Annotated in this window: 17 protein-coding genes; 8 read left to right on the plus strand and 9 right to left on the minus strand. The window is 46.6% G+C overall.

Going from position 1 to position 23,602, the window contains the following annotated elements; genetic code table 11:
* Positions 1-56: 56 nt before the first annotated feature.
* The 3 genes from NWE73_RS14600 to NWE73_RS14610 form a co-directional block, all read right to left on the minus strand.
* Complete coding sequence (locus NWE73_RS14600) at positions 57-1,331, minus strand: NRAMP family divalent metal transporter (RefSeq protein WP_277579080.1); 1,275 nt, start codon at positions 1,329-1,331, stop codon at positions 57-59.
* 13 nt (positions 1,332-1,344) lie between these two features.
* On the minus strand, positions 1,345-1,554 hold the full coding sequence (locus tag NWE73_RS14605; protein WP_277579081.1) for a YgaP family membrane protein: 210 nt from the start codon (positions 1,552-1,554) through the stop codon (positions 1,345-1,347).
* Between the two features lie 75 nt (positions 1,555-1,629).
* On the minus strand, positions 1,630-1,992 hold the full coding sequence (locus NWE73_RS14610; RefSeq protein ID WP_277579082.1) for an STAS domain-containing protein: 363 nt from the start codon (positions 1,990-1,992) through the stop codon (positions 1,630-1,632).
* Positions 1,993-2,219: 227 nt separating this feature from the next.
* On the opposite strand from NWE73_RS14610, the gene NWE73_RS14615 reads away from it, so the two are divergent.
* On the plus strand, positions 2,220-3,605 hold the full coding sequence (locus tag NWE73_RS14615) for a TolC family protein (RefSeq protein WP_277579083.1): 1,386 nt from the start codon (positions 2,220-2,222) through the stop codon (positions 3,603-3,605).
* On the opposite strand, the gene NWE73_RS14620 is transcribed toward NWE73_RS14615, so the two are convergent.
* Entirely contained in the window at positions 3,602-4,603 is a 1,002-nt protein-coding gene (locus tag NWE73_RS14620) for a zinc-binding alcohol dehydrogenase family protein (protein ID WP_277579084.1), read from the minus strand. The two genes, NWE73_RS14615 and NWE73_RS14620, sit on opposite strands and share 4 nt — an antisense overlap.
* A 155-nt stretch (positions 4,604-4,758) precedes the next feature.
* Positions 4,759-5,592 carry a flagellin N-terminal helical domain-containing protein gene (locus NWE73_RS14625; RefSeq protein ID WP_277579085.1) on the minus strand — a complete coding sequence of 278 codons (834 nt, stop codon included), beginning with the start codon at positions 5,590-5,592 and terminating at the stop codon, positions 4,759-4,761.
* A 344-nt stretch (positions 5,593-5,936) separates the two neighbouring features.
* On the opposite strand from NWE73_RS14625, the gene NWE73_RS14630 reads away from it, so the two are divergent.
* Entirely contained in the window at positions 5,937-6,335 is a 399-nt protein-coding gene (locus tag NWE73_RS14630; protein ID WP_277579086.1) for a hypothetical protein, read from the plus strand.
* A gap of 1 nt (position 6,336) precedes the next feature.
* Here the strand turns inward: NWE73_RS14630 and NWE73_RS14635 are convergent, their stop codons facing one another.
* Complete coding sequence (locus NWE73_RS14635) at positions 6,337-7,284, minus strand: hypothetical protein (RefSeq protein WP_277579087.1); 948 nt, start codon at positions 7,282-7,284, stop codon at positions 6,337-6,339.
* 234 nt (positions 7,285-7,518) lie between these two features.
* Between NWE73_RS14635 and NWE73_RS14640 the strand changes: the two genes are divergently transcribed.
* The 3 genes from NWE73_RS14640 (at position 7,519) to NWE73_RS14650 (ending at position 10,790) form a co-directional block, all read left to right on the plus strand.
* Entirely contained in the window at positions 7,519-8,109 is a 591-nt protein-coding gene (locus tag NWE73_RS14640) for a YceI family protein (RefSeq protein ID WP_277579088.1), read from the plus strand.
* A 181-nt stretch (positions 8,110-8,290) separates the two neighbouring features.
* On the plus strand, positions 8,291-9,886 hold the full coding sequence (locus NWE73_RS14645) for an ABC-F family ATP-binding cassette domain-containing protein (protein ID WP_277579089.1): 1,596 nt from the start codon (positions 8,291-8,293) through the stop codon (positions 9,884-9,886).
* Between the two features lie 4 nt (positions 9,887-9,890).
* Complete coding sequence (locus NWE73_RS14650) at positions 9,891-10,790, plus strand: AraC family transcriptional regulator (RefSeq protein WP_277579090.1); 900 nt, start codon at positions 9,891-9,893, stop codon at positions 10,788-10,790.
* Here NWE73_RS14650 and NWE73_RS14655 read toward each other — a convergent pair.
* Positions 10,787-10,963, minus strand: a complete 177-nt coding sequence (locus tag NWE73_RS14655) for a hypothetical protein (RefSeq protein WP_277579091.1) — start codon at positions 10,961-10,963, stop codon at positions 10,787-10,789. The two genes, NWE73_RS14650 and NWE73_RS14655, sit on opposite strands and share 4 nt — an antisense overlap.
* A gap of 238 nt (positions 10,964-11,201) precedes the next feature.
* Between NWE73_RS14655 and dbpA the strand changes: the two genes are divergently transcribed.
* Positions 11,202-12,596 (plus strand): ATP-dependent RNA helicase DbpA, encoded by a 1,395-nt coding sequence (gene dbpA, locus NWE73_RS14660; RefSeq protein WP_277579092.1) that lies wholly within the window; start codon positions 11,202-11,204, stop codon positions 12,594-12,596.
* 20 nt (positions 12,597-12,616) lie between these two features.
* On the opposite strand, the gene NWE73_RS14665 is transcribed toward dbpA, so the two are convergent.
* Positions 12,617-14,077: a HAMP domain-containing methyl-accepting chemotaxis protein gene (locus tag NWE73_RS14665; protein WP_277579093.1), complete on the minus strand. Its 1,461-nt coding sequence runs from the start codon at positions 14,075-14,077 to the stop codon at positions 12,617-12,619.
* A gap of 292 nt (positions 14,078-14,369) precedes the next feature.
* Here NWE73_RS14665 and NWE73_RS14670 point away from each other — a divergent pair, with 292 nt between their 5' ends.
* On the plus strand, positions 14,370-16,439 hold the full coding sequence (locus NWE73_RS14670; RefSeq protein ID WP_277579094.1) for a S9 family peptidase: 2,070 nt from the start codon (positions 14,370-14,372) through the stop codon (positions 16,437-16,439).
* Between the two features lie 270 nt (positions 16,440-16,709).
* Positions 16,710-22,334 carry a tail fiber domain-containing protein gene (locus NWE73_RS14675; RefSeq protein ID WP_277579095.1) on the plus strand — a complete coding sequence of 1,875 codons (5,625 nt, stop codon included), beginning with the start codon at positions 16,710-16,712 and terminating at the stop codon, positions 22,332-22,334.
* A gap of 60 nt (positions 22,335-22,394) precedes the next feature.
* Here NWE73_RS14675 and NWE73_RS14680 read toward each other — a convergent pair whose 3' ends face one another.
* Entirely contained in the window at positions 22,395-23,237 is an 843-nt protein-coding gene (locus tag NWE73_RS14680; protein ID WP_277579096.1) for a hypothetical protein, read from the minus strand.
* Positions 23,238-23,602: the final 365 nt, after the last annotated feature.

A 23,602-nucleotide genomic window follows, 5' to 3' on the forward strand; every position in this document is an offset into this window, starting at 1 on the left:
TCTTAAATCATCGTCGACTTCATAACGTCTGACAACATAGACAACAAAAGATTTACTCAAAGAGTCCAAAACATAGCGCCAACGGCAAAGACCATCACCACAACTGCCCCCCACCCCAAAACACATAACTTCCTTCTGATGACAAACTCACCCATAATGTCTTTGCGCACAGCCATGAGCATCATCACTATCATAATGGGAACAGATATAATTCCATTCAAAACGGCACTCCAATAAAGCGCCTTCAATGGATTGATTTCAGTAAAGCCTAAAGCCACACCAACCAGAGTTGAGAGAGCGATAATTCCATAAAACTTTTTAGCCATATAGGGTTTCAACTCAAGACCACTCTTCCACCGAAAGGCTTCAGCAACGGCATAGGCGGCCGAACCCGCCAATACTGGAATTGCAAGTAAACCTGTTCCGATAATGCCTAGACTGAAAAGTACAAAGGCAAAATCTCCAGCCAGTGGGCGCAGCGCTATTGCGGCTTGAGCCGAAGTTTGAATCTCTCCAGCTCCATGTAGATGAAGGGTCAATGCCGTCGTCAAAACAATAAAAAATGCGACGAGATTCGAAAAGCCCATCCCCACATAGGTATCTACTTTAATCCTTTGCAAAGCCGCCTGAGCCTCATCGGGATGCCTCCGTAAAGCATGGGCTGATGGATCCTTCTTTTCTTCTTCGACTTCCTGGGAAGCTTGCCAGAAAAACAAATATGGACTGATGGTTGTTCCAAAAACGGCGACAACGGTGGTGAGGTACTCGGAGCGCCAGGTGACTTCGGGCAATAATGTACTTTTAAATACTTCAACCCAGGGAACCTGGATCACCATGGCCGTGGCAAAGTAAGCCAGCAACGACAAAGTCAGCCATTTCAAAAAGAAGACGTAGACATGATAAGGAATAAAGACTTGCAGCAAGAGTGAGACCAGGCCAAACAACAAGGCATAAAGCTGCCCCGAGCCCCCCAGCATTAAGACCATCGCATCACCCATCGCAGAAATATCAGCCGCGATGTTGATTGTGTTTGCGACTAACAGAAGGCCCACAATGAAGTGCAACAATGAGCGGGGGTAATGTCTTCGGATATTCGCAGCCAGTCCCCGCCGACTTACACGCCCAATTCGCGCACTCACTATTTGAATACCGACCATCAACGGATAGGTAAAGAGCACAGTCCAAAGCATGTTCAGGCCAAATTGCGCCCCTGCTTGGGAATAAGTGGCAATACCGCTGGGGTCATCATCTGCCGCCCCGGTTATCAACCCAGGCCCCAGTTTCCGAATCCATTCTTTGAGAGCCTTGAGAGACTGTGCCTCTTCCTTCATTCCGCCTCACTAACTACGGGTGAGACGGTTTATTTTTATTTTTGGTATTGATTCCCAGCGCTTGATAAATCGGGCACCAATCAATCACTCCAGTTGCAACAGGGATCAACCCCAAAAGAAACCAGGGATTTGCCGGCCCTACAAAAGCGAGGGCGATAAAAACCAGGCCCGCAACAATCCGAATGACTCTTTCCGTGTTACCAATATTTTTGACGATTTTCATAAGAGCTCCTAGTCATAACTTGCTCTTATTATATCGCTTTTTTTCCCTGACAAAATATGACTGCCGACATGTTTACTAGGCAACTTTGCCAAAAGAAATCAAGGCTGCACGTAAGTCTTCGGTCACTTCCATGCCGCGAACAACCCCCATTCGAACCAGCTTGTCTTTGATGCTCTCTTTCAGGGAGCACAGGCGAAGCTCCAGACCGCGGGAACGTATCTCTCTTTGCATTTGCGCAAGAACTGGGATGGCCTCCGGTGAAACGAAGCCCACTTGTTGAAAATAAAAGACGACACACCTGACATCTTCTTTTGATTGGATTTCCGAACGACAGGCCTCTAATCCAGGAAGCACCACCGAACTCAACTCGCCCGTAAAAGTGACCACGAGCATCTTGTTTTTATGACTCAGCGTATAGCCGAACGACTTCTGATCCATCAACGTACAACTCCTAGAAATCGACTTTGAATGACTCTACTTTAGCACTCTCCACATGAGGATTAAACCTTTGGAACTCATATGGCTCTCAATGAAACGAGCATACCTAGGTCAAAATTTGATCAAATGTGAAGTCCCTTAGGGCTACGAAGATTCTCTTTAAAAACAAGGGTTTGACAAGCCTGTCAGAGGGGAATAATTCTCATCTTCTCAGAGGGGGAATCTGCATGAAATGGGCACTCATCAAACGACAACTTTCCGTGGGCGTCTTTGCCATGGGTCTGGTGATTTTCTCATTCTCAGCAACATTTGCAGCACCGATCAAACAACCAGCGGTTGTTAAAATCAACCCCGATTCTTTGAAGACTTTGTTGCTTGAACAAAACATCTCTTTGATGCTTCAGCTGAATAAGGTTTATCAAGCCAAAGAGCAGGTGAACTTAAGCCGAGCCCAACTTTTGCCATCTATCAATTTGGGTTCGGTGATCTCCAGCGGACCTAGCTTTGCGCTGACAACAGTTTCCATGCTGTTGCCGTTCCTTATGCCAAGCAACTGGTTTGACCTGAAAGAAAGTCAGCATCTGCTGAACGCGCAAGCGACTTCCTATTACATCGCCCAACTCAACACCTACTCTTCTGCATATTCAGTTTATGCCACAGTTGTCGGCGATATGGAGCTTCGCGAAGTTCTTTACAAGCAATACTTGAACCACCGTGAGATCGAAGAGCTGATCGCTCTGGCTGTTGATGCGGGCATGATGCAACAATCTGATCTTTTGCAGGCGCAGGCGCAGACACAGCTTTCATCTATTCAAGTTTCACAAATTGATGATCTGCTTCAACGTGAGAAATCAGCGATTCGCGAAATGCTGGCACTCCCCCTGGCACAGGAAATCGTCTTTGATAAAGTTCATCTGACACCATCTCCAAGTGAACTGCTGCCAGCCCAAGTTCTTTTGGATCGTGCGACAGCCAAGGCGCCAGAAATCAAACAAATGAACTCTATGATTTCCGCTGCAAACACGGCGAAGTGGAGCAAAGGTTTCAGCTTCCTGACCGGAAGCTCTTTAGGTGCTTCTCGCAGCGGCCGTGGCTCTGCCTTTGGATCCATCACACAAACAGGTTCTGTGAACCTTGGCTTTGGCTACTTCCCTGCTTTGAAACTCACTGATTATAATATCGATGAATTGAAATTGCAGAAAACCCAGCTGACTTTCGATCAAGCGCAATTGATTGAATCAACTTTGGGTTCCTTGGCCGAAGCGCAAAAACAAATCAAGCTCGCACAACAAGCTGAGACCAGCCTTGAATTGGTTTATCAAGGTGAAGTTGAAAAATTCAGAGCGGGCTTAACAGATCTTCTGCATGTTCTTTCTGCCGCCAATTCTTTGACAACAGCACTGACGAACAAAGTGAAGGCGCAGGCGAATCTTGACACTCTTCGCGTTAGCTTGAATCGCATCATGCTTGAAGAGCGCTTCGCACTTGTGGGAGCTTGCCAGCTTGAACGCAAAGGCACTGGTGGTATCACCGGTCGCCTTGGCAGAGTCTTCAACCCTAAGAAAGATCAAGTGTCCTTGGACGAGGCTTGTGGGCCTCAAACCGTTAATTAAAATTTGATTACTATTTTTCCTACTGTTTTTTCGGATTCTAACATTTCGTGGGCTCGCTCGAAGTTCTTCGGAGTGAAGCCTTCGAAGATGTGGTTGATGGTGGTTTGAATCTTTCCTGTATCTATGAGGTCTGCCACCCTTGCAAGTAAGTTTCCTTGTTCTTGCATATCTGCGGTCTCGAACAAGGATCTGGTGAACATGGATTCCAAATGGATCCCGACGCTTTTTCTTTTGAAGGGAATGACGTCGAAGGTTTCCGGGTTGTCGATGAAGCAGATATGGCCCTGGGGTGCTATCAGGGCTTCCATGCTGGCCTTGTGCTGTTCCGTGTGCGTAACGCTAAAAATATACTTCACTTCGTCTATGCCCCTGGATCTTAACTGGGCGTGGATGTCTCGGTTATGGTCTACAACCAAATCGGCACCAAGTTTTTTACACCACTCTGTGGAATCAGGTCTTGAAGCAGTGGCAATGACTTGCAGATGGGTGAGCTTTTTTGCAAGTTGGATCGCCATCGAACCGACTCCCCCGGCTCCGCCAAAAATAAGGATGCTCGCTGGTTCGTTGACCAGGACATTCAATCTCTCAAATAAGGTTTCGTAGGCTGTGATTGTCGTGAGTGGTAGGGCCGCGGCTTCTTCATAGCTGAGCTTTCTTGGTTTCAAGGCTGTGATTCTCTCATCTACCAATTGCAATTCGCTGTTCGAGCCTGGACGGTTGATACTGCCTGCATAGTAAACCTCATCACCCACTTTAAATTTTTCCACCTTGCTACCAAGTTTTTCTACGATGCCAGAAGCGTCCCAACCCAGAATTTTGAGCTCACCATTGTTTGGTTTCGAATTTTTCCGAACTTTTAGGTCCACCGGATTTACAGAGACTGCTTTGACTCGCACCAAGATATCATTTGGACCTGGTGTGGGCTCAGAAAGCTCAGAAAGAATGAGAGAACTATTTTTGCTGGAATCTTGAGGTTCGAAGTAGCCGATGACTTTCATGCGAACTCCTTGAGAAACGTTATCCCAAGGTTAGCTGTCTTTGAATTCAGAGGCTTGGCAAAGCAGCTTCGGCTGCTACATCACAAGAAATAATTTGATAAAAAACAGATTACAAGCCACTCCCTGCGGAGAGAGAGTGGCTTGATAAAGTCGCACTAGCCGATCAGCTTGAGTGCTAATTGATTTGATTGATTCGCTTGAGAAAGCACCGAGGTCGCTGCTTGCATCAAGATATTGTTGCGGGTCATCTCGCTCGATGTGGCCGCGATATCTGTGTCACGAATTCGACTGTTTGCTGCAGAAAGATTTTCCTGCGTCACGCCGAGATTATCAGCTGTCGAAGTCAGACGATTTTGCAAAGCTCCCATGACAGCTCTGGTTCCGTTGACATGCGTTTGCGCATCATCAAGTTTCGCCAAGGCTTCACGTGAACCTTCTTTGGTTGAAAAATCCAGACCTTCCAAACCCAAAGCCGCTAAAGTTGCAGAGTGAGCGCCAGCATCGAAAGAGATTCTGTCAGCCTCTGGATTGTTGCCAATCCCGACTTGAAAATCAAATTGCGGCGCGGAGCCATCTAACAATTTCGTCGTACCCCACGTTGTGGTTTTAGAAATGCGTTGAATTTCATCTCTCAATTGTACGACCTCTTTATTGAGCATTCCTCTTTCAGTTTCTCCGACAGTGTCAGAGGCCCCTTGGATTCCCAATTCACGAAGACGAACAATGACATTACCAATTTCATTCAATCCGCCCTCAGCAGTCTGAATCAAAGAAATACCATCGTTGGCATTTCTTTGTGCCTGACTTGAAGAACGAATTTGCGCTTTCAATCTTTCAGAGATCGCGAGACCGGCTGCATCGTCTGCCGCTTTATTAATGCGACTTCCTGAAGCAAGCTTTGCCATCGAATCGTTAACGACTCTTTGTGTGCCCATCAAATTTCTTTGAGCATTGATGGCTGCAATGTTTGTATTTATTCTCATTCCCATCTGCGTCTCCGTTAAGTTCTCAAATTCATAGCGCGGGCCTCCCTGTGAAGTTATAGCTGGCATCCGAGCCAACCTTTGCAAAACCGAGATGCTGACTTTTCGGGAAAGTCAGCAATCACTTCACGAGACCATTGGTGTATTTTTTAACCAATTCTCCACAAACTAGACGCCTTTTCAGAGCGCCCCATCTACGCTTCTCACTCTGAGATGGGGAGCTTATCCACCCCTCTCTACCATGATCCTGAACTATGCTTTTCTTCCTCTGCACTAGCCTGCAAGGGCACTAGGGAACAGAATGATTTCAACCACACAATTAAAAACTTACTCACAATTTGGAGGTTTTTATGAAAGCATTGGCGGCTCTTTTGATGACAGGCGCACTCTCTCTATTCTCGCAAAGTACTTTTGCGAAAAGTGATTTTGTATTACCCATGGATGCCACTCAAGGAACGATTGATTTTGGCGAACTTGCTGTGGGCTATTATGACTACGACGATATTGATGTGGTTGCAGGAAATGAAGACCTGACATTAGATATTGCCTTGACCGGTTCTGATATGTTCGCAATCGCCCACAACTGCCCTGCCACCCTAGCCGCCGGCAAAACCTGTCATATCTTTGTGATCTTTGAACCTACCGCTGAAGGTGACTACACTGGGGAAGTGAGCGTAAACACTAGTAAGGGTGACTACCTCTTCCACCTATTGGGCACTGGCTACTTTGAAGAGGACGAAAAGCACTAATCTAAAACTGAATTTTTGCAGACCAAGCTGCAAACCAGGAGCTAGGAATATATGCTGTCCCCGTCTCCTTACGACCTAGCCCCTGTCCTTCATAGAAAGAACGATCAAAAGCCTGGCCCACTTGCAGTTCAGTGAAAACCAACTTGGCAAGAAGGAATCGTGTGCCCACAAAAACTTTCTTTTCATCGAAGTAAAGTTTGTTGTCGGAATTTTTAACATCGTATCGAAGCCAAGTCTGTTGATTCCAATCAAAGCCAACCATCGCCTGAGCGACTGGAGGACCATAGGACAATTCGGTTTTTACAATGGTTCCCAGATCAAAGAACGTGAAAGCCCATGGCTCCTCGGACGGTGTCCATCGCAGAAAGACGAAGGGAATACCGACGGCCCCCATGATTTTATCTCTTTTGAAGAAGTAGGCCACCGAAGGAACCGGACCTCTAAAAACCGGGCTGTTATTTGAATAGAACAACGCCCAAATCCAACGATCGTTTTTCTCCGACGGCAAACTGTAAAACACGTTCGCACTGACCGCGATAGAGTCCTTTGACGCAAACAAACTGTCACTGGCAGAACCATAACTGAATCCCGCGCCCAGAGTCTTCTCCCCTTCAAGCTTTTTGGTATATTGCAAGCCGGCTTCAAGTGACGAAAGCGACTCTGGAACTTCAATCAAATCACTTCCAGGAATATGAACGCCTTTGGGAACAGATAGATGACTTCCCTTGACGGACATTCTCAAGGTGTCTGTTTCTGAAAAATACAGGGGAATCTGGACACCCGCACGATTGAAGTTCATCGGCTCAACAGGTTCTGTCCATCCCGAATAGTCGATCTTAATTTTATTGGATGGGAATCCGTTCATATTATCGAAAGGTAGATCCATCGCGAAAACCTGTTGCGTCACCAAGAGGGAGGTCAGAGAGAAAAAGAATCTAAGTTTCATCATTGTCGTATCCTACGGGAGCAACTGCCTTTCGACAAGTTGAGCTTTCAATGAGCCCCCCATAGCACCGTACCATTCGGGAAAAACTCTCTGGACTTTGGGCCTTCAAATTTGTGAAGCATGTCCTCCCTTAGTTCGATCAAAGTTTAATTTTTATCACTCTGGTTGATCTCTCCCCGGTCCGTGCATAGTCTTTGTTGGCAGACAACATTGTTTACACTTCTTAAAGGAGATCAAATGATCAAATCAATTTTCGCGGCCCTTGTCCTTGTCATTGCAACAACAGCTCATGCTGACACCTACAAACTGGATACAAAAGCAAGTTCAGTAGGCTGGAAAGGTTTCAAGAAAACAGGAAGCTCACACAACGGCGCGATCTCAATTAAAGATGGCGAAGTGCAAGTTGATAAAAAAGGCCAATTAACTGCCGGTGTTTTCACGGTGGATATGGCGACAATTTCCAATGAAGACTTGAAAGACAGCGCTGAATACCAAAAGAAACTTGTTGGCCACCTTGCCGGCCCTGATTTTTTTGATGTTACAAAGTTTCCAACATCAACTTTCAAATTAACTAGCATCACGCCAAAATCAAAAGACGAAGTCTTGGTAAAAGGTGAATTGACTATGATCGGCAAAACAAATCCGATCGAATTCCCTGCCAAAGTGACAACGACTAAAGGTGTTATGACTGGTGAAGCTCTGGTAAAAATCGATCGTACAAAATGGGGCCTTAAATACGGATCTGGCAATTTCTTCAAAGAATTGGCTGCCGATAAAATCATCAGCGACGAGTTTGAATTGAACTTGAAGCTGGTTGCTAAAAAATAGTCATCTTTTAGAGACCTCCCAAGCCCCTCTTCACAGGAAGAGGGGCTTTTTTTGCCCAAATTCACAATAAGCCCCTCCGACGTCTTTCAGGCCCTGGCCGATTGTCTCCCCCACTGGTTATTTAGTAAAAACATAGTGATAGCTATTGCAGAATTCTCTGCTTCAATGCTATTTAACTGCCATGATTAGCACTTCGAATGTCAGTTTAAGATTTGGTGGAAAAAAGCTTTTTGAAGACGTGAACGTCAAGTTCACTCCGGGCAATTGTTATGGCCTGATTGGCGCCAACGGCGCTGGAAAAACCACTTTCCTGAAGGTCCTTTCAAAAGAGATCGAGCCTAATACTGGCGAGATCATCATTCCGGGCAAATTGCGCCTATCGGTCTTAAAACAAGATCACTATGCCTATGACTCCGTCCCCGTTTTGAAAACGGTTCTGATGGGCAATGAGCGCCTCTATAAGGTGATGCAGGAAAAGGATGAACTCTACGCGAAAGCGGAGTTCACCGAAGAAGATGGTGTTCGCGCCTCTGATCTTGAAAGTGAATTTGCGGAACTTAATGGCTGGGAAGCTGAATCTGAAGCCGGTGTGATGCTGGCCGGGCTTGGTATTTCTGATGAACTTCACACGAAGTTGATGAGCGAGCTGGATGCAGGCGACAAAGTGAAGGTGCTTTTAGCACAAGCTCTTTTTGGACAGCCTGATATTTTGTTGCTGGATGAGCCGACGAATCACTTGGATATTTATGCAATTCAATGGCTGGAAGAGTTCCTCTATAACTTCCAAAACACTGTCATCGTTGTGTCGCATGACCGTCACTTCCTGAACAAAGTCTGCACTCACATGGCGGATATTGATTTTAATAAAGTGACCATTTACTCGGGCAACTACGAATTCTGGCGCCAGGCTACAGAGCTCAACCAAAGACTTCGCTCCGACCAAAGCAAGAAGAATGCAGACAAAGCGGAAGAGCTTAAAAGCTTTATTCAGCGCTTTAGTGCGAATGCCTCCAAATCCCGCCAGGCCTCTTCCCGTCAAAAACAACTTGAGAAATTGGATCTTGGTGAATTGCCAGTTTCAACCCGCCGTCAACCTTTTGTCGGCTTTGATCCTAAACGTGAAGCTGGCAACGATCTTTTGACTGTCAGTGGTTTGAACAAAACTATTAACGGCGAAGTGATTCTTAAGAATGTCAGCTTCACAATCAAAAAAGGCGACAAAGTTGCCTTGGTTGGACGAAATGACGTCGCGAAGACATTGCTCTTGGATATTCTCGCTGGCGAGGTGGAGCCTGACTCTGGAAGCATCGCTTGGGGTATCACCACCACTCGCAGCTACTTCCCGACTGACAACTCAAAATATTTCGAAGTAGATGCCAACAGCCTGGTGGACTGGCTTCGTGAATACTCTGAAGACAAAGATGAATCCTTCTTACGTGGCTTCTTGGGGAAAATGCTTTTCAGCGGTGAAGACGCTCTAAAAAGACCCCGCGTGCTTTCAGGGGGCGAAAAAGTTCGCTGTATGCTTGCGAAGATGATGCTTTCTGGCGCCAATGTATTGCTCTTTGACGGTCCAACGGCCCATTTGGATTTGGAAAGCATCTCTGCCGTGAATGAAGGCGTAAAGCGCTTTAAAGGCACTGTGCTTTTCACCTCTCACGATCATGAGTTTGTACAGACTGTTGCAAACCGTATCATTGAGCTGGATGTCACAGTGACTGAAGATATGACTTGTTCATACGACGAGTATCTTGAGGCAAAAAAGCCGACTGCCTAGAGCCATGAGCAGCGGCGCAAACAAACTCAAAAAAATGCATCCGATTGAATCACTTGGTATCGCTCCGGCATCACGGGGCGATATCCGTATTGAACGATTGGAAGACCGCTTAACTCCCAAGGTCCCTTTTCCGCACAAGCATAATTTTTTTCAGATTGTTGTGATCATGTCTTCAAGTGGAAGACATGAAATTGACTTCAAAAGTTATCCCGTCAAAACAAGACAGGTCTTCGTCATCAAACCCGGACAAGTGCATGCATGGCAGCTTTCAACGAAGACCAAAGGGTTTATCATCGAATACACAGAGGATTCATTCTCTGCTAAAAAGGTTTCCAACAGCTCGCTTCGCAAAGACAACCCGGCCAAGCGCAGTCGATTGCTTCCGGATCACTTTAAGTTTGCAGTCAGCGATTCTCCGCTCTCTTTGAATTTCCTGGAGTTGATGGAGTCTGAGTACATTCAAAAGAATGAAAATTACGAAGCCTGCTTGCAGAACTATTTAGAGATCTTTCTGATTCATCTTTTGCGAGTGACGCAATCTGAAGTTCACCGTCATTCTAAACAGGAAGATCTGGTCGCAAAATTTATGGATTTGGTGGAGGCTCATTTTCACGAGGAACATCATGTTCAGTTCTATGCTGATCACTTACAGCTCTCAGCCAAGTCCCTGTCTGTGCGAATTCAAAAAATCTTAGGGAAGCCTGCGAAAGAGATAATTTTGCAACGCTGTCTTTTAGAGGCCAAAAGACTCCTCGCCAATTCGCAATTATCAGTGGCCGATATTGGCTATGAGTTGGGCTTTGATGATCCTAATTACTTTAGCCGATTCTTAAAGCAAAACATGACAGTCAGTGCGATGCAGTTCCGGAAACAAAAGCGAACTGCACCTCGTAACAAAAACTAGAATTTATCCGTGATATGTGGAGGAGCTTCTTCCCCCTCAATATGGCTTCGCTCAGTCATCAATGCAACCTTGCCTGTGATCCCCACCCATTCTGGGAAGAAGAAAGCCAGGATGGCATAGGCCAAAAAGCTAAATATCGTAATTGTGATGCCGCCGATGATAATCCATTCCATAAATGACCTCTGATTCTGAGTTCAGACTACTGGAAAATCAGGGAAAATTCCATGGAAGAACCGCTCAGGAAATAGCACAAATTGCCACTTCCCCCGCGCTTAAGGCCCTTCGGTCGGTAAATAATGCCAAAATCCCGCCATAACCTTGATTTCATAAGACATTTTCTAGGCGCCCCGAGCCAAATTCTGGTAAGACAGAGGGGCACTTTTGTTATTTTTTGTACTACTGAGGTCCGCCTTGAACTCTACTGACTTTTCATCCCTAGCCTTATCCCCTGAATTGCTTTCTGTTGTCCAAGAACTGGGCTACGAAGAGCTGACACCAATCCAGGCGGCAAGTATTCCATTGCTTTTGGATGGCAAGGACATCATCGGACAATCAAAAACCGGCAGCGGAAAGACCGCGGCTTTTTCTTTGCCGATCTTAAATAAACTCGATCTCTCTAATCAAAACATTCAAGCCTTAGTCATCTGTCCTACCCGCGAACTCGCAACTCAAGTGGTGGGTGAGATTAGAAAATTGGGACGTCGACATGTGGGCCTGAAGGTTCTGCCTTTGATCGGAGGCCAAACCGGTCGTGAGCAAGCTCAGTCTTTGGAAAAAGGCGTCCATATTGCCGTGGGAACTCCGGGTCGCATCCTGGATCATATGAACCGCGAGCGCATTGATCTCAGTGACCTCGCAACAGTGATCTTTGATGAAGCTGATAAAATGTTAGAGATGGGCTTTGAAAAAGAACTTCGCGCCATCATGAAAGATGTGCCCGCAAAGCGCCAGACCGCTCTGTTTTCTGCAACCTTCCCCGAGGCCATTCAATCTTTGAGTCGTCGCTATCAACGAAATCCTATGCAGATCATCGTTGCTGAACCTGAAGGCCAAAGTTCTTCGATTGAGCAAATTGTGTATGAGACAGAAGCCGAATACAAAACCAACACTTTAATGCGCATTCTTCAACAGCATCCTTCCAACTCAACGATCGTGTTCTGTAATATGAAAGCGACCGTGAATGAGATCACGGAAACAATTCAAGAAAATGACGTTCCGTGCGCAAGTCTGCACGGCGATTTGGATCAACGCGAACGGGATCGAGTCATGGCGATGTTCCGCAATGGCAGCATTCCATTACTGATTGCAACGGATGTTGCCGCACGCGGCTTGGATATTGAAAATCTGGAGATGGTTGTGAACTACGATCTTCCGGCACAACCTGAAACTTACGTTCACCGCATCGGTCGTACCGGCCGCGCGGGTCGTACGGGGACGGCCGTCAGCCTCGCGGGACCGCGCGACACCTTGAAGCTGCTCGAACTTGAAAAACTCACGGGTGGTAAATTCCTTCGCCCTGCTTTGGGATTTAAGAATCAGCATGGCTTGAACAAATTTGCACATCAAGCGGCCATGCAAACGATTTCCATTTCCGGCGGACGCAAAGACAAACTCAGACCCGGCGACATCTTAGGAGCGTTGACGGGTGCCGCTGGCGGTCTGACTGCGGCCGACGTGGGTAAAATTGAAATGCACGATAAGTTTACTTATGTCGCCATCGCTGCCAACGTCGTTGACCAGGCTTTAGACCGTCTTCGTACAGGTAAAATCAAAGGCAACAAATACCAAGTTAAAATGATGAAGTAAGATGTTCTTTGTTCGCTTTATTAAGCGGCTCGCGTCCTTGTAAATTGAGCCGCCTGCAGCGAAGGCTCGTCGCCCTCACCGCCATCAATCAAAACACCCAATTCATGTATTTGGCCTTGGACTGCTTCGCTTTGTGACGCAATTTCTGCCGCCGTCGATGAAACTTCTTCTGCAGAAGAGGCATTGCTTTGAGAAGAACTATCCAGAACTTCCAGGGCCTGCGACAGTAAAAGGATACGCTGAGTCTGCTCTTCGCTTCCATGAGCAATTTCGTTATTAAGAGTCATCACCTTATTGATATTCTCACAAATCGAACGCAAGACTTCACTACTCACCTGACTGGCTTTAACACCCTGATCCACCTGATTTGCTGATGTCGAGATCAACTGATTGATATCTTTGGCGGCCTCGGCACTTCGCTGCGCTAAAGTACGAACGGCATCCGCGACGACTGCAAAGCCCTTGCCTTGTTCTCCAGCCCGGGCGGCTTCGACAGAGGCATTCAAAGCCAAAAGGTTTGTTTGGAAAGCGATATCGTCGATGACATCAATGATATCCAACATCTTTTTTGAGGATTTTGAGATGCTTTGCATGCACTCAAATAAATTCTTTAGTTCCTTTTCTCCACTGCTCGCCGTCTCACTTGATAAGCGCGCCAGATCCGAAGCCTTCTTCGAGCTCTCAGAGTTTATACTCACCTGGGCACCGATTTCTTCAACCGTTGCCACCGCTTCCTCTAAAGACGCTGCCGTTCTTGTGGAAGATTGCGCCAGCTCATTACTTGCTGCCGACAGTTGTTCGATAGCGACAGCCACCTGAGTACTGGCAGCTTCAACAGCATGCGAAGTCAGAGAGACTTTCACGACGATCCTGCGCCCCAGAAGAATCAATAGCATTGCAACCCCGCCGCCCATCAGGACTGTTGCAACAATCAGAAATTTGACAACTCTTGATTCTGTGGCTTTAGCTAACTTCCGGTCGGCCTCTGCATTGGCATACTCCTGACTGATTACTTTATCAGAGTATTCGCCGACTACTTTGTTCAGATCATGAATGCGACCGTCCATAATTTTTTTTACAGAGAGAAGGTCCGCTGGATTTTCTGATATCAGTAAGGTTTGAATTTGTTTCGCCAAAGAGAGATACTCTTTTGTATCTTTCTCTACCGTGGGAAAATGTTCTTTTTCAAATGAGTCGAAAGAAGTTTTCTTATAACTTTCTACGGCCTCTTGAATGTTCGCAATGTCCGCAGTTAAATCTTTGGCCATTTCGGTGCGAGAATTTATATCATTTTCGTGAGCTAAAGCCTCCCAAACATGGCCGTTTAAAGACTCCCGACCTAAGTCAAAAGCGGCGATACTTTCAATGCTAGGGACAAGGCCTTGATGCACGCTATCAAGAAGCTCATTTAACGATTGGACATCTTTGTATGAGGAATAGCCAGTAAAGCTAAAGCCGGCGATAGGCAGAAAGGCCAACATCAAAATTTGATATTTTAAGGATTGAAATTTTCTTAACGTCCCAGCACTCAACATGAAAAACTCACTTTCATTTACAATCGAGCTGCATTTATCGGCTCCTCTCAAAAGAAAATTAGTCAATTTTCGTTTACATATCACAACTATATCGATGCAGCTCTGACCTCCTGCTGCCACATTTTTTTAATGCAATCTCTGTCTGGACGAAGGATCCTATACCTCGTCACTTGCCTGGACTAAGTTTCTCCACCTAGAATGGAGGAGCCTCATTAATATGCAGCTTAAGAAGGACCCTATGAAATCAGCAAAAAAAGTGAAGACTCCCCTCGCGGCACCTGTTGCTCCGAAATATCCAAAGACTTTTAAAAATCATAACGACGTTCGCGTCGATGACTACTTCTGGCTTCGCGATAGAAAACATCCGGAAACGATGAAGTACCTGAATGCGGAAAATAAGTACTTTGAAAATCATATGAAGCCTTTGCAGACTTTGAAGAACAAGCTCTTCAAAGAAATGAAGTCACGCATCAAGGAAAATGACTCCACCGTTCCCGCTCCAGATGGCAACTATCTTTACTCTTCTAAATTCAAAAAGGGTAAACAGTACGCGATCCACGTGCGCAAACCTAAAAAAGGTGGCAGCGAAAAGGTCATTCTTGACGGCAACGTTCTTGCCAAGGGAAAAGAGTATTTCCAGCTAAGCAGCATGAATTTGGCTTATGATGAAAATCTATTGGCCTATGGCGTGGACTTCGATGGTTCCGAGCGCTACGCCCTTCACTTTAAAAACTTGAAAACTGGAAAGACTTTGCCGGAAGTGATCAAGAACACCAATGGTTCTTGTGAATGGGCGAAAGACAGCCAGACATTTTTCTATGTGGTGCTGGATGCGAATCTTCGTCCTTTCCAAGTTTATCGCCATACTATGGGTGACAATCCTAAGAAAGACACTTTGGTCTTTGAAGAAAAAGATCCTCAGCATTTTGTTGGTCTTTATCAATCGCAATCCAAAGACTATATCTACATTCATACCGCTGGCAAAGTGACCTCGGAAATTTGGTACTTGAGAGCTGACGATCCAAATGGAAAGTTTAAATGCTTTGAAGCTCGTAAGGAAAACATCGAATACAATGTTATGGACCGCGAAGGCCATTTCTGGATTCATACGAACTACAAAGCGACCAACTTCCAAATCATGAAAACGCCGCTTGAGAAAACCGGCCGCAAGCACTGGAAAACCGTATTCAAAAATTCAGACAAAGTGTTGCGCGAAGGTTTTTCTGTCTTTGCCGACTACTTGGTTATTTCAGAGCGCGAGGCGGGCCTGCCACAAATTCGCATCTATGATTTTGAAAAGAAAAAAGATCATCTGATCTCATTCTCTGACGATGCTTATGATGTGGAAGTTGGTGGCGGCAATCGCGAATACCATACGGACTTACTGCGTATTGCCTATTCCTCCCCGATCACTCCGGATTCAGTCATTGAGTACAACATGAAGACCCGCAAATCGAAGGTTCTAAAGACCAAAGAAGTGAAGGGTCATAAGAAGTCGAATTATGTCTGCGAGCGTGTGTGGGTGAAGTCTCATGATGGCGTGAAAGTTCCTCTGACTTTGGTTTACAAAAAGGGCTTTAAGAAGAATGGCAAAGCGCCCGGCTATCTTTACGGCTACGGTTCGTATGGCATGAGCATCCCTGATGCCTTCCCGGTCCGTCGTGACGTTTTCCGTTTGATTGATCGCGGCTTTGTATATGCCTTGGCACATCCTCGCGGTGGCTCTGAAATGGGTCGCTCTTGGTATGAAGACGGCAAGTTCTTGAAAAAGAAAAACACCTTCAAAGACTTTATCGCTTGCGGCGATTACCTCGTGAGCAATAACTGGGTGGCGAAAGACAAACTTGCCGCTTGCGGTGGCAGTGCCGGTGGTATGTTGATGGGTGCTTGCATGAATATGCGCCCTGATCTGTTCACAGCCGTAGCGGCTCACGTGCCTTTTGTGGATGTTATCAATACGATGTTTGATAAAGATCTTCCTCTGACACAAATTGAATACAAAGAGTGGGGAAATCCTGCTGACAAGAAATACTACAAGTACATGAAAAGCTACTCCCCTTACGACAATGTCGAAAAGAAAGCTTATCCGAACTTGTTTGTGACTTGTGGCTTGAACGATCCACGCGTGACTTACTGGGAACCGGCGAAGTGGGTGGCGAAACTACGTGAACTCAAAACGAATGACAACGCTCTCGTCTTTAAGACGAATATGGGCGCCGGTCACTTCGGTGTGTCCGGTCGTTTCGACCATCTTTGGGAGCAAGCCGAGGAGTTTGCGTTTATATTGAAGACTTTTGGTTTGGCTTAGTGTTTTTTTGAAACTGTGCGGACTCTCTTCCGCACAGTTTAGAATCCCAGCTCATCGCATCGCAAAAAGGTACGGCGTACCTCTAAATAATATCTTGGAAAATCTCTCAGACCATAAACCACTCTAATCTCAACTTAGGGAATGCAACCTCATTTTTAAATAAAGTCCGGCTCACAATAGCGTGTGCAAATTAGGAAAACTCCGCAGTTTCACCCAATTAGCATGATGTGCATTCAAGAATTCATTATTAAATGCCGAGAAGTTATATCAATGGAACGTCTCATGAACTTTTTTGGCATAATAGCGCAAAAATCAGATCTGCTTAAGCAGATGATTAAACAGCCGCTTCTATTGAAGCGCCTACGCCTCTCCATTGCCTTCAGCACAAGCGTACTCTTTTTCTTTTTCCTTCCTTTAACGAAAACACATGCTGCCCCTGCCGTTCTGACTTACCAAGGCAGAATTCTAAATACCAATGGAACCCCTCTGGAATACAGTAGCGTTTCTTTCTTGTTCCAGATCATGGACCCCTTGGGGCAATGTCTTATCTATCAGGAGCAACTGAGCGGCATTAACATGGTGAACTCGGGGGGTGTATTTGATGTGCCCATCGGGACAGGTTCGATACAATATCCTTTGGGGGCGACGAGCATTCTCAATGCCTTTAATAACACCTCCCTTCTCAGTTGTGGCACGTGCACTCTGAGTGGCGCCACTTACTCCTGTTCAAACAGCTCAAGTACCTACCAGGCATCTTCAGGTGATTTAAGAAAACTGCGTGTATCATTTTATGACGGTTCATCTTGGAAAACGATCGCTCCCGATAATGTTATTCGCTCGGTTCCATTTGCTGGATACGCCGCTTCTGCTGAAAAGCTTGGGACCAATGTCGCCACTGATTTTTTGACTAAAGCAGGATTGCCAAATTGTTCAGCTGGTACTTTCTTGTCTTGGAATAGCTCGACCTCCACTATGACCTGTTCCGCGGCCGGTGGCGGAACTATTACCGGAGTGACCTCAGGAACGGGGCTGAGCGGTGGTGGCACTTCAGGCAACGTGACCATCGACCTTGCGAACACGACAGTGACAGCCGGCACCTACGGTTCTTCAACATCAGTTCCAACTTTCACAGTCAATGCTCAAGGGCAACTTACCGCTGCAGGTAGCGTCACCATCAGCGGCGTCGCACCCGGCGGAGGTGCCAGTGGTGACCTCTCGGGAACCTATCCAGGTCCTACAGTGGCAAAGATTCAAGGCATCGCAGTGAGCTCAACAACTCCCTCCGCCATTGGACAAGTTTTAAGATATGGCGGAACACAATACTCTCCCGCATTCTTGGGAATCGGCGATATTCGCTCGACGGTAACACCTTTTGGCGGTGCTTTTACTGCAACAGCTTGTTCGATCAGTCAGACATTGTATTATCAATCAGCCACTGACACCTTCCAGTGTCAGTCTATTGGCGGTCTTCCTGCCACAGCTATTACTTCGGGAAGTTTTGCCGCGGCTCAAATGCCGGCCTTCACTGGAGACGCAACCTCCCCTGCCGGTTCGACCAATTTGACATTGGCAAACTCAGGCGTCACCGCAGGAACTTATACATCGGTGACTGTGAATGCAAAAGGTCTCATCACAGCGGGAAACAGCCCGACGACTCTTGCCGGTTATGGCATCAGCGATGGGATTCAAAACATTGGCGGCACTCCAAGTGTGCAAACTGGAACATTTGCATCTCGCCCAGCTTTTGGAATAGCGGGAAGACTTTATATTGCTTCGGATAATAACACTCTTTATCGCGACACGGGTTCTGCTTGGGTCGCCATTGGTGACGGTGCCGGTACAGGTACGGTGACTTCAATCACTGCAGGAACTGGCTTAACTGGTGGTACTATTTCGACTTCGGGTACTATTGGCTTGGGTACAGAGTTGACGGGATTGAACGGACTTTCAACGACGGGTTTTGTTAAACGTACTGGCGCAGGTACTTACACTACTGCTGCCGCAAGTTTAACGGGCGATGTTTCAGGGATCTTGCCGGTTGCAAACGGTGGTACAAATTCTTCGACAGCCTTAACTGGTAACAAAGTAATGGTTTCAAGTGGTGGCGCGATTGTTGAGGCAACTGCAATTACCGCGAACAGAGCCTTGATCTCGGATGCGAATGGAATTCCAACTCACTCTACAGTGACCAATACAGAACTCGGTTACTTATCAGGTGTGACTTCAGCGGTTCAAACACAAATCAACGGCGCGGCTCTATTGGCGGGTCGCACTGGCGGTCAGGTTTTAAATGGTGGAACTGCCGCAAGCAACAGCTTGACATTAGACTCTACGGCGAACGCCACGAAGGGATATGTATTGCTAAATCCTACCGGTGGCAATGTTGGTATCGGAACCGCAACTCCGGCGATCAAACTTGATGTCGCTGGTGCGGTTCGGGTTGGTACGGATGCGACTGTCTGTGCAGCTGGAGTCGCGGGTGCGATCCGCTACAATGGTGGCAACGTCGAGTATTGTAACGGAACATCGTGGACTGCTTTTGCTGCAAGTGGCTCTGGCATTACTTCACTAAATGGTTTGACTGGAAACACACAAACTTTTGCCATTGGCACAAGTGGGAACTCGCCTGCATTCAGCTCTGCGACAACTACACACACCTTAAATATTCCGATGGCGTCAGTTGCTTCGGTAACTGCGGGTCTCATCAGTAAAACTGACTATGACAACTTCAATACAAAGCTGGGAACAGCGTCGACATTCTCTGGTGACGTTTCAGGAACTTCCAGCACGATGTCGGTGGATAAAATTAAAGGCAAAGCAGTTAGTGCAACCGCACCAACGGATACTCAGTTCCTCGTCTATAACAATGGTGCAACTCAATATGCTCCGGTGAGCATGTCGGGCGACGCAACGATGGCGAATACGGGTGCTGTGACTTTGAAGAACACCGGTACTGCTGGAACTTATACTAAGGTCACAACGGACGCTCAAGGTCGCGTGACTTCTGGCACTACTCTTGTTGCGGCGGATATTCCGGGTCTTGATTGGGCTAAGATTACATCCGGAAAGCCAACTACACTCGGTGGCTATGCAATTACTGATGGCGTGCAAAACAATGGCGGCACACCAAGTATGCAAACGGGAACTTTGGCTGCTCGCCCTGCATTTGGAACAGCCGGAAGATTGTATATCGCTTCAGATAACAACACTCTCTATCGCGATACGGGTGCAGCGTGGATTGCAATCGGAGATGGCGTTGGTGCAGGAACTGTGACATCGATCACAGCCGGAACTGGCCTAACCGGTGGTACTATTACGACTTCAGGTACTATTGGTTTAGGAACAGAGTTGACGGGATTAAACGGACTTTCAACCACGGGTTTTGTTAAACGCACTGGCGCTGGTGCTTACACTACTGCCGCTGCAAGTTTGACGGCCGATGTTTCTGGAGTCCTGCCGATTGCCAATGGTGGTACAAACTCATCAACAGCATTAACCAACAACCAACTGATGTATTCAGGGGCAGGTGCGATCAAAGAACTGGGCGCGATGACTGACGGTCAAATCGTTGTCGGTAAAAATGCCAGTGCCCCACAAATAGTTACCATGAGTGGCGACGTGACTGTTTCGAATACCGGTGTGACGACGGTTGGAAAAGTGAATGGCACCACCGTTACGGGTGTAGGCTTAGCCAATAACAATATTCTGCAGAACACTTCTGGTTCTGCAATTACGGCGAATAATGTTTTATTGAGCAACGGAACTGCAACAGGTGTTACCGCATTGACGAGCCCCGCTAGTGGTGTGTTGACTTCTTCAGGGACTGTGCCGACCTGGTCTGCATCTTTGCCAGCGACTATGGGTGGCACGGGACAAACTAGTTTTGCGGTTGGTGATTTGCTGTATGCCTCAACAACGACAGCGATGTCCCGATTGCCGGCCTCAACATCTGGCTATGTTTTAACTAGTAATGGCGTGGGAAGCGCTCCTAGTTGGCAGGCCTTTTCAGCTGGAGATTTCAAATCCGACGGTTCCATCAGCATGACAGGCCCCCTTAAGGCGTCTACGGGAACTGCAACGGATCCATCCATCACCTTCAGTTCAGATGCGAATACTGGCTTGTACTCCGGTGGAGCTGGTCTGTTGGAAATGACTACAGCTGGAGTACTCAGATTTGAAGTCAGCAGCGTGGGTTTTCTTTCTCCGAGTGTAAATGGCCCCAAGTTGACTTCCGCAGCGGGAACAGCGGCGCTTCCCGCCTTTGCCTTCAATGGAAATACCAACTCTGGTATGTGGTCTCCTGGTGCAAATGCCTTGGCATTTTCTTCCAATGGTGCAGAACGCGTGAGAATTGATTCCACTGGCAATTTTGGGATTGGTACAAATGCGCCTGCTGCCTTATTAGATATAAGTTCTTCTAACAGGACTAAAATTGGTTTTACCAACACTAGCGCGGCCAGTGGCTCTCGAGCTTTCGCAATAGAAAACTCTGGCGATATGCTGAAATTTAATGCTACTTCGGATGACTACAACACCGCTCAGGGTGCGCTATTCCTTAGCCGAAATAGAAAGATTGCCATTGGTCCCATCGTTGGCGCATCTATTCCTTACGATCTGACTCTTTCGGGATATTCGGCCAATAAAACTATTGGTATTGAAAGAACCGCGAACTCCACTCAAAATGGAGGAAATGGTAACGGGATCAGTCTTCTTGCTGGTGGCGCCACTGCGGGATTGACAGATAAAGATGGCGGCAGCCTGATCTTCTCAACCGGAATATCGACGGGAGCCGGCAGCGCATCGATCACTTTTAAAACAACACCTAGTGGGGCTACTGGAGCGACTGACAATAATCCCGCAACTCGCATGATAATCGACGGCGCCGGCAATGTGGGAATGGGCACCACTGCGCCCTCTTATCCTCTGGATGTAACCGGCAATGTAGGAACAGGTTCACGCATTGCTATGGATCGAGATGGCGCATTGAATTCTTTCATTAGAGCGCGTGGTACAGATACAGAGCCAGCCAGTATCGCCTATGGATTTCACTCCACTGCCACAGGGACTGTGGACAAGTTGATGCTCCAAACCAGCGGCGTACAACGTATGACTGTCGATTCTTCGGGAAATGTTGGAATTGGAACAACGGCTCCATCTACTCTTCTTAGCGTCGACTACCCATCCGCTGCGAATGGCGCAAATACGAATATCGCAAGATTTAGCGGCGGAACCGATGCCACTCTGGGCCCCTTGGGATTGGCAATTTGGGTCAGTCCATCGGCAACAGCCACCAACCGGGTTATTGGTCTTGGTGTTGGTGACTCCACCGGTGCAAGAAGTCTTGCTCTGAATGTGAATTCCAATGGAGCCGCAGGCATGGTGGGTATTGGAACGGCAGCGCCCAGTTACACTCTTCACGTGGTCGGCAGCGCAGGTTTAAGTTCTGGAACAGCTTGGATCAACGCTTCTGATATTCGCTTAAAAGATATCCAAGGCGACTATGAATATGGGCTTAAGGAAGTCTTAAAACTTCACACGGTTCGCTATAATTATAAAAAAGGAAATGCGCTGGGACTTCCTTCAGATCAGAACAAAACAGGATTTATCGCTCAAGAGGTTCAATCGGTAATTCCGGATGCGGTTCATCGCAGAATTGATGGCTATCTGGAACTCAACGTGGACCCGATCCATTGGGCCGTAGTGAATGCCATCAAGGACCTATATCGCAAGTATCTCGCCCCACTCATGGCAAATGATCAGACGCAAGATCGAAAGATTGCTTCCCTCGAAGCTCGTGCCGAGAAAGCAGAAAAAGAAAATACTCAATTGAAACAAAAAAATATCGAACTTGAAGATCGACTGACCCGAATCGAAAAGATTTTGAAATCTAAATAAGCTCTTTCTGAAACTGTGCGGAACCCAACTCATCGCATCGCAAAAAGGTACGGCGTACCTCTAAAGAAAACTCTCGATAGTTTTTGGGGATGGCGCATGGCCAACTCGGTAAAGATGTCCGTAATCTGCGGGTACAAAGATATCTTCAATCTTAGTTGATATATCTTCAAAAGCCGCAGAATAGGTATTGTGAATCCAAAAAGCATTAACACCGGAGATGTCACAACAAACCAATCTGTAATCATTGGCAACCAGGGTCTCATTAAAATCAGTCAAAGAAGCACCGAAGTAGTCGCTGCCATCCCACTGAAATTGCGGATTATATTTCACACGAAACTTCACTGGTGGCGGAAACTTTCCATTGTATTCACAAATTATAACAGCAGGACGTTTCCCTTTCGCCATTAGGGCTTCCAGGATATAGATATCTACCCCATCCAGATCGATACTAAATATATCAACATCAGATAACCCCATTCTTTCGCAAGCTGAATCAAACAGCGCATTGGCATTTTCTGCTGTGATCCAACTCTTTATATAAGTAAGCTTTTTACTGTTCAAAGGAATAGTGATTGCCAACTCATCAGCCCCCACCCAAGCGCCACGATGACCATGAACCAATAAATTTACTGTATTGTTTTCGAGACCACTGTCGGCCCCGAACTCAAGAAAGGTGATTGGTCGCTTTAGATTCAATCTTCGAATGATCTCCAGCAAGATTCCATCCTCACCATTTTGAGAAAAATACTTTTCAGAGTGTTTAAGAAGAGGATTCTTGTGTTTCAACTCAAAGGAGCGGCGAATCTCTCTTTGACGGCTATTTAAGAAAGGTCGAAGTCCAAGTCCATTAAACGCTTGGACATTCGCTGTGAACATTGCCTGTGAAATCTCGTTTGGATTCATGCTGCCTGCCTTTACCTATATGGGCGAATTAATAAATACCCATCACTAAAACGGTTATTTATTTATCCCATTTAGGCAAGACAAAGATTAGCCCCAACGCGAGAGTATACAGATCAATCATCGCAAAAGTCTGGGTGCCCGCTAAATGTCAGCGATCTTTGCGACATCGATTACAGCCAAAGAATTCAGTCAAAACCGGCTGCCATATCTCATAAATTTCATCTGAGCATGGGCCAAAAACTTGCTCAACTGCGATTTGAACAATTACTTCGCAAAACAAAACTTCCTAAATTTAGGTAACTATGCTATCCTCAGAAGGGACGTCGGGTGTATCGACGATATGAAATCAATGTGCGCTTTAATGG

Source organism: Bdellovibrio svalbardensis (assembly GCF_029531655.1).
In the GTDB taxonomy this organism is placed as follows: domain Bacteria; phylum Bdellovibrionota; class Bdellovibrionia; order Bdellovibrionales; family Bdellovibrionaceae; genus Bdellovibrio; species Bdellovibrio svalbardensis.

Bases quoted from the DNA above. Each gene is read 5' to 3' on its own strand.
- NWE73_RS14600 (WP_277579080.1), bottom strand. From the start codon at position 1,331: ATGAAGGAAGAGGCACAGTCTCTCAAGGCTCTCAAAGAATGGATTCGG.
- NWE73_RS14605 (WP_277579081.1), bottom strand. From the start codon at position 1,554: ATGAAAATCGTCAAAAATATTGGTAACACGGAAAGAGTCATTCGGATT.
- NWE73_RS14610 (WP_277579082.1), bottom strand. From the start codon at position 1,992: ATGGATCAGAAGTCGTTCGGCTATACGCTGAGTCATAAAAACAAGATG.
- NWE73_RS14615 (WP_277579083.1), top strand. From the start codon at position 2,220: ATGAAATGGGCACTCATCAAACGACAACTTTCCGTGGGCGTCTTTGCC.
- NWE73_RS14620 (WP_277579084.1), bottom strand. From the start codon at position 4,603: ATGAAAGTCATCGGCTACTTCGAACCTCAAGATTCCAGCAAAAATAGT.
- NWE73_RS14625 (WP_277579085.1), bottom strand. From the start codon at position 5,592: ATGGGAATGAGAATAAATACAAACATTGCAGCCATCAATGCTCAAAGA.
- NWE73_RS14630 (WP_277579086.1), top strand. From the start codon at position 5,937: ATGAAAGCATTGGCGGCTCTTTTGATGACAGGCGCACTCTCTCTATTC.
- NWE73_RS14635 (WP_277579087.1), bottom strand. From the start codon at position 7,284: ATGATGAAACTTAGATTCTTTTTCTCTCTGACCTCCCTCTTGGTGACG.
- NWE73_RS14640 (WP_277579088.1), top strand. From the start codon at position 7,519: ATGATCAAATCAATTTTCGCGGCCCTTGTCCTTGTCATTGCAACAACA.
- NWE73_RS14645 (WP_277579089.1), top strand. From the start codon at position 8,291: ATGATTAGCACTTCGAATGTCAGTTTAAGATTTGGTGGAAAAAAGCTT.
- NWE73_RS14650 (WP_277579090.1), top strand. From the start codon at position 9,891: ATGAGCAGCGGCGCAAACAAACTCAAAAAAATGCATCCGATTGAATCA.
- NWE73_RS14655 (WP_277579091.1), bottom strand. From the start codon at position 10,963: ATGGAATGGATTATCATCGGCGGCATCACAATTACGATATTTAGCTTT.
- NWE73_RS14665 (WP_277579093.1), bottom strand. From the start codon at position 14,077: ATGTTGGCCTTTCTGCCTATCGCCGGCTTTAGCTTTACTGGCTATTCC.
- NWE73_RS14670 (WP_277579094.1), top strand. From the start codon at position 14,370: ATGAAATCAGCAAAAAAAGTGAAGACTCCCCTCGCGGCACCTGTTGCT.
- NWE73_RS14675 (WP_277579095.1), top strand. From the start codon at position 16,710: ATGGAACGTCTCATGAACTTTTTTGGCATAATAGCGCAAAAATCAGAT.
- NWE73_RS14680 (WP_277579096.1), bottom strand. From the start codon at position 23,237: ATGAATCCAAACGAGATTTCACAGGCAATGTTCACAGCGAATGTCCAA.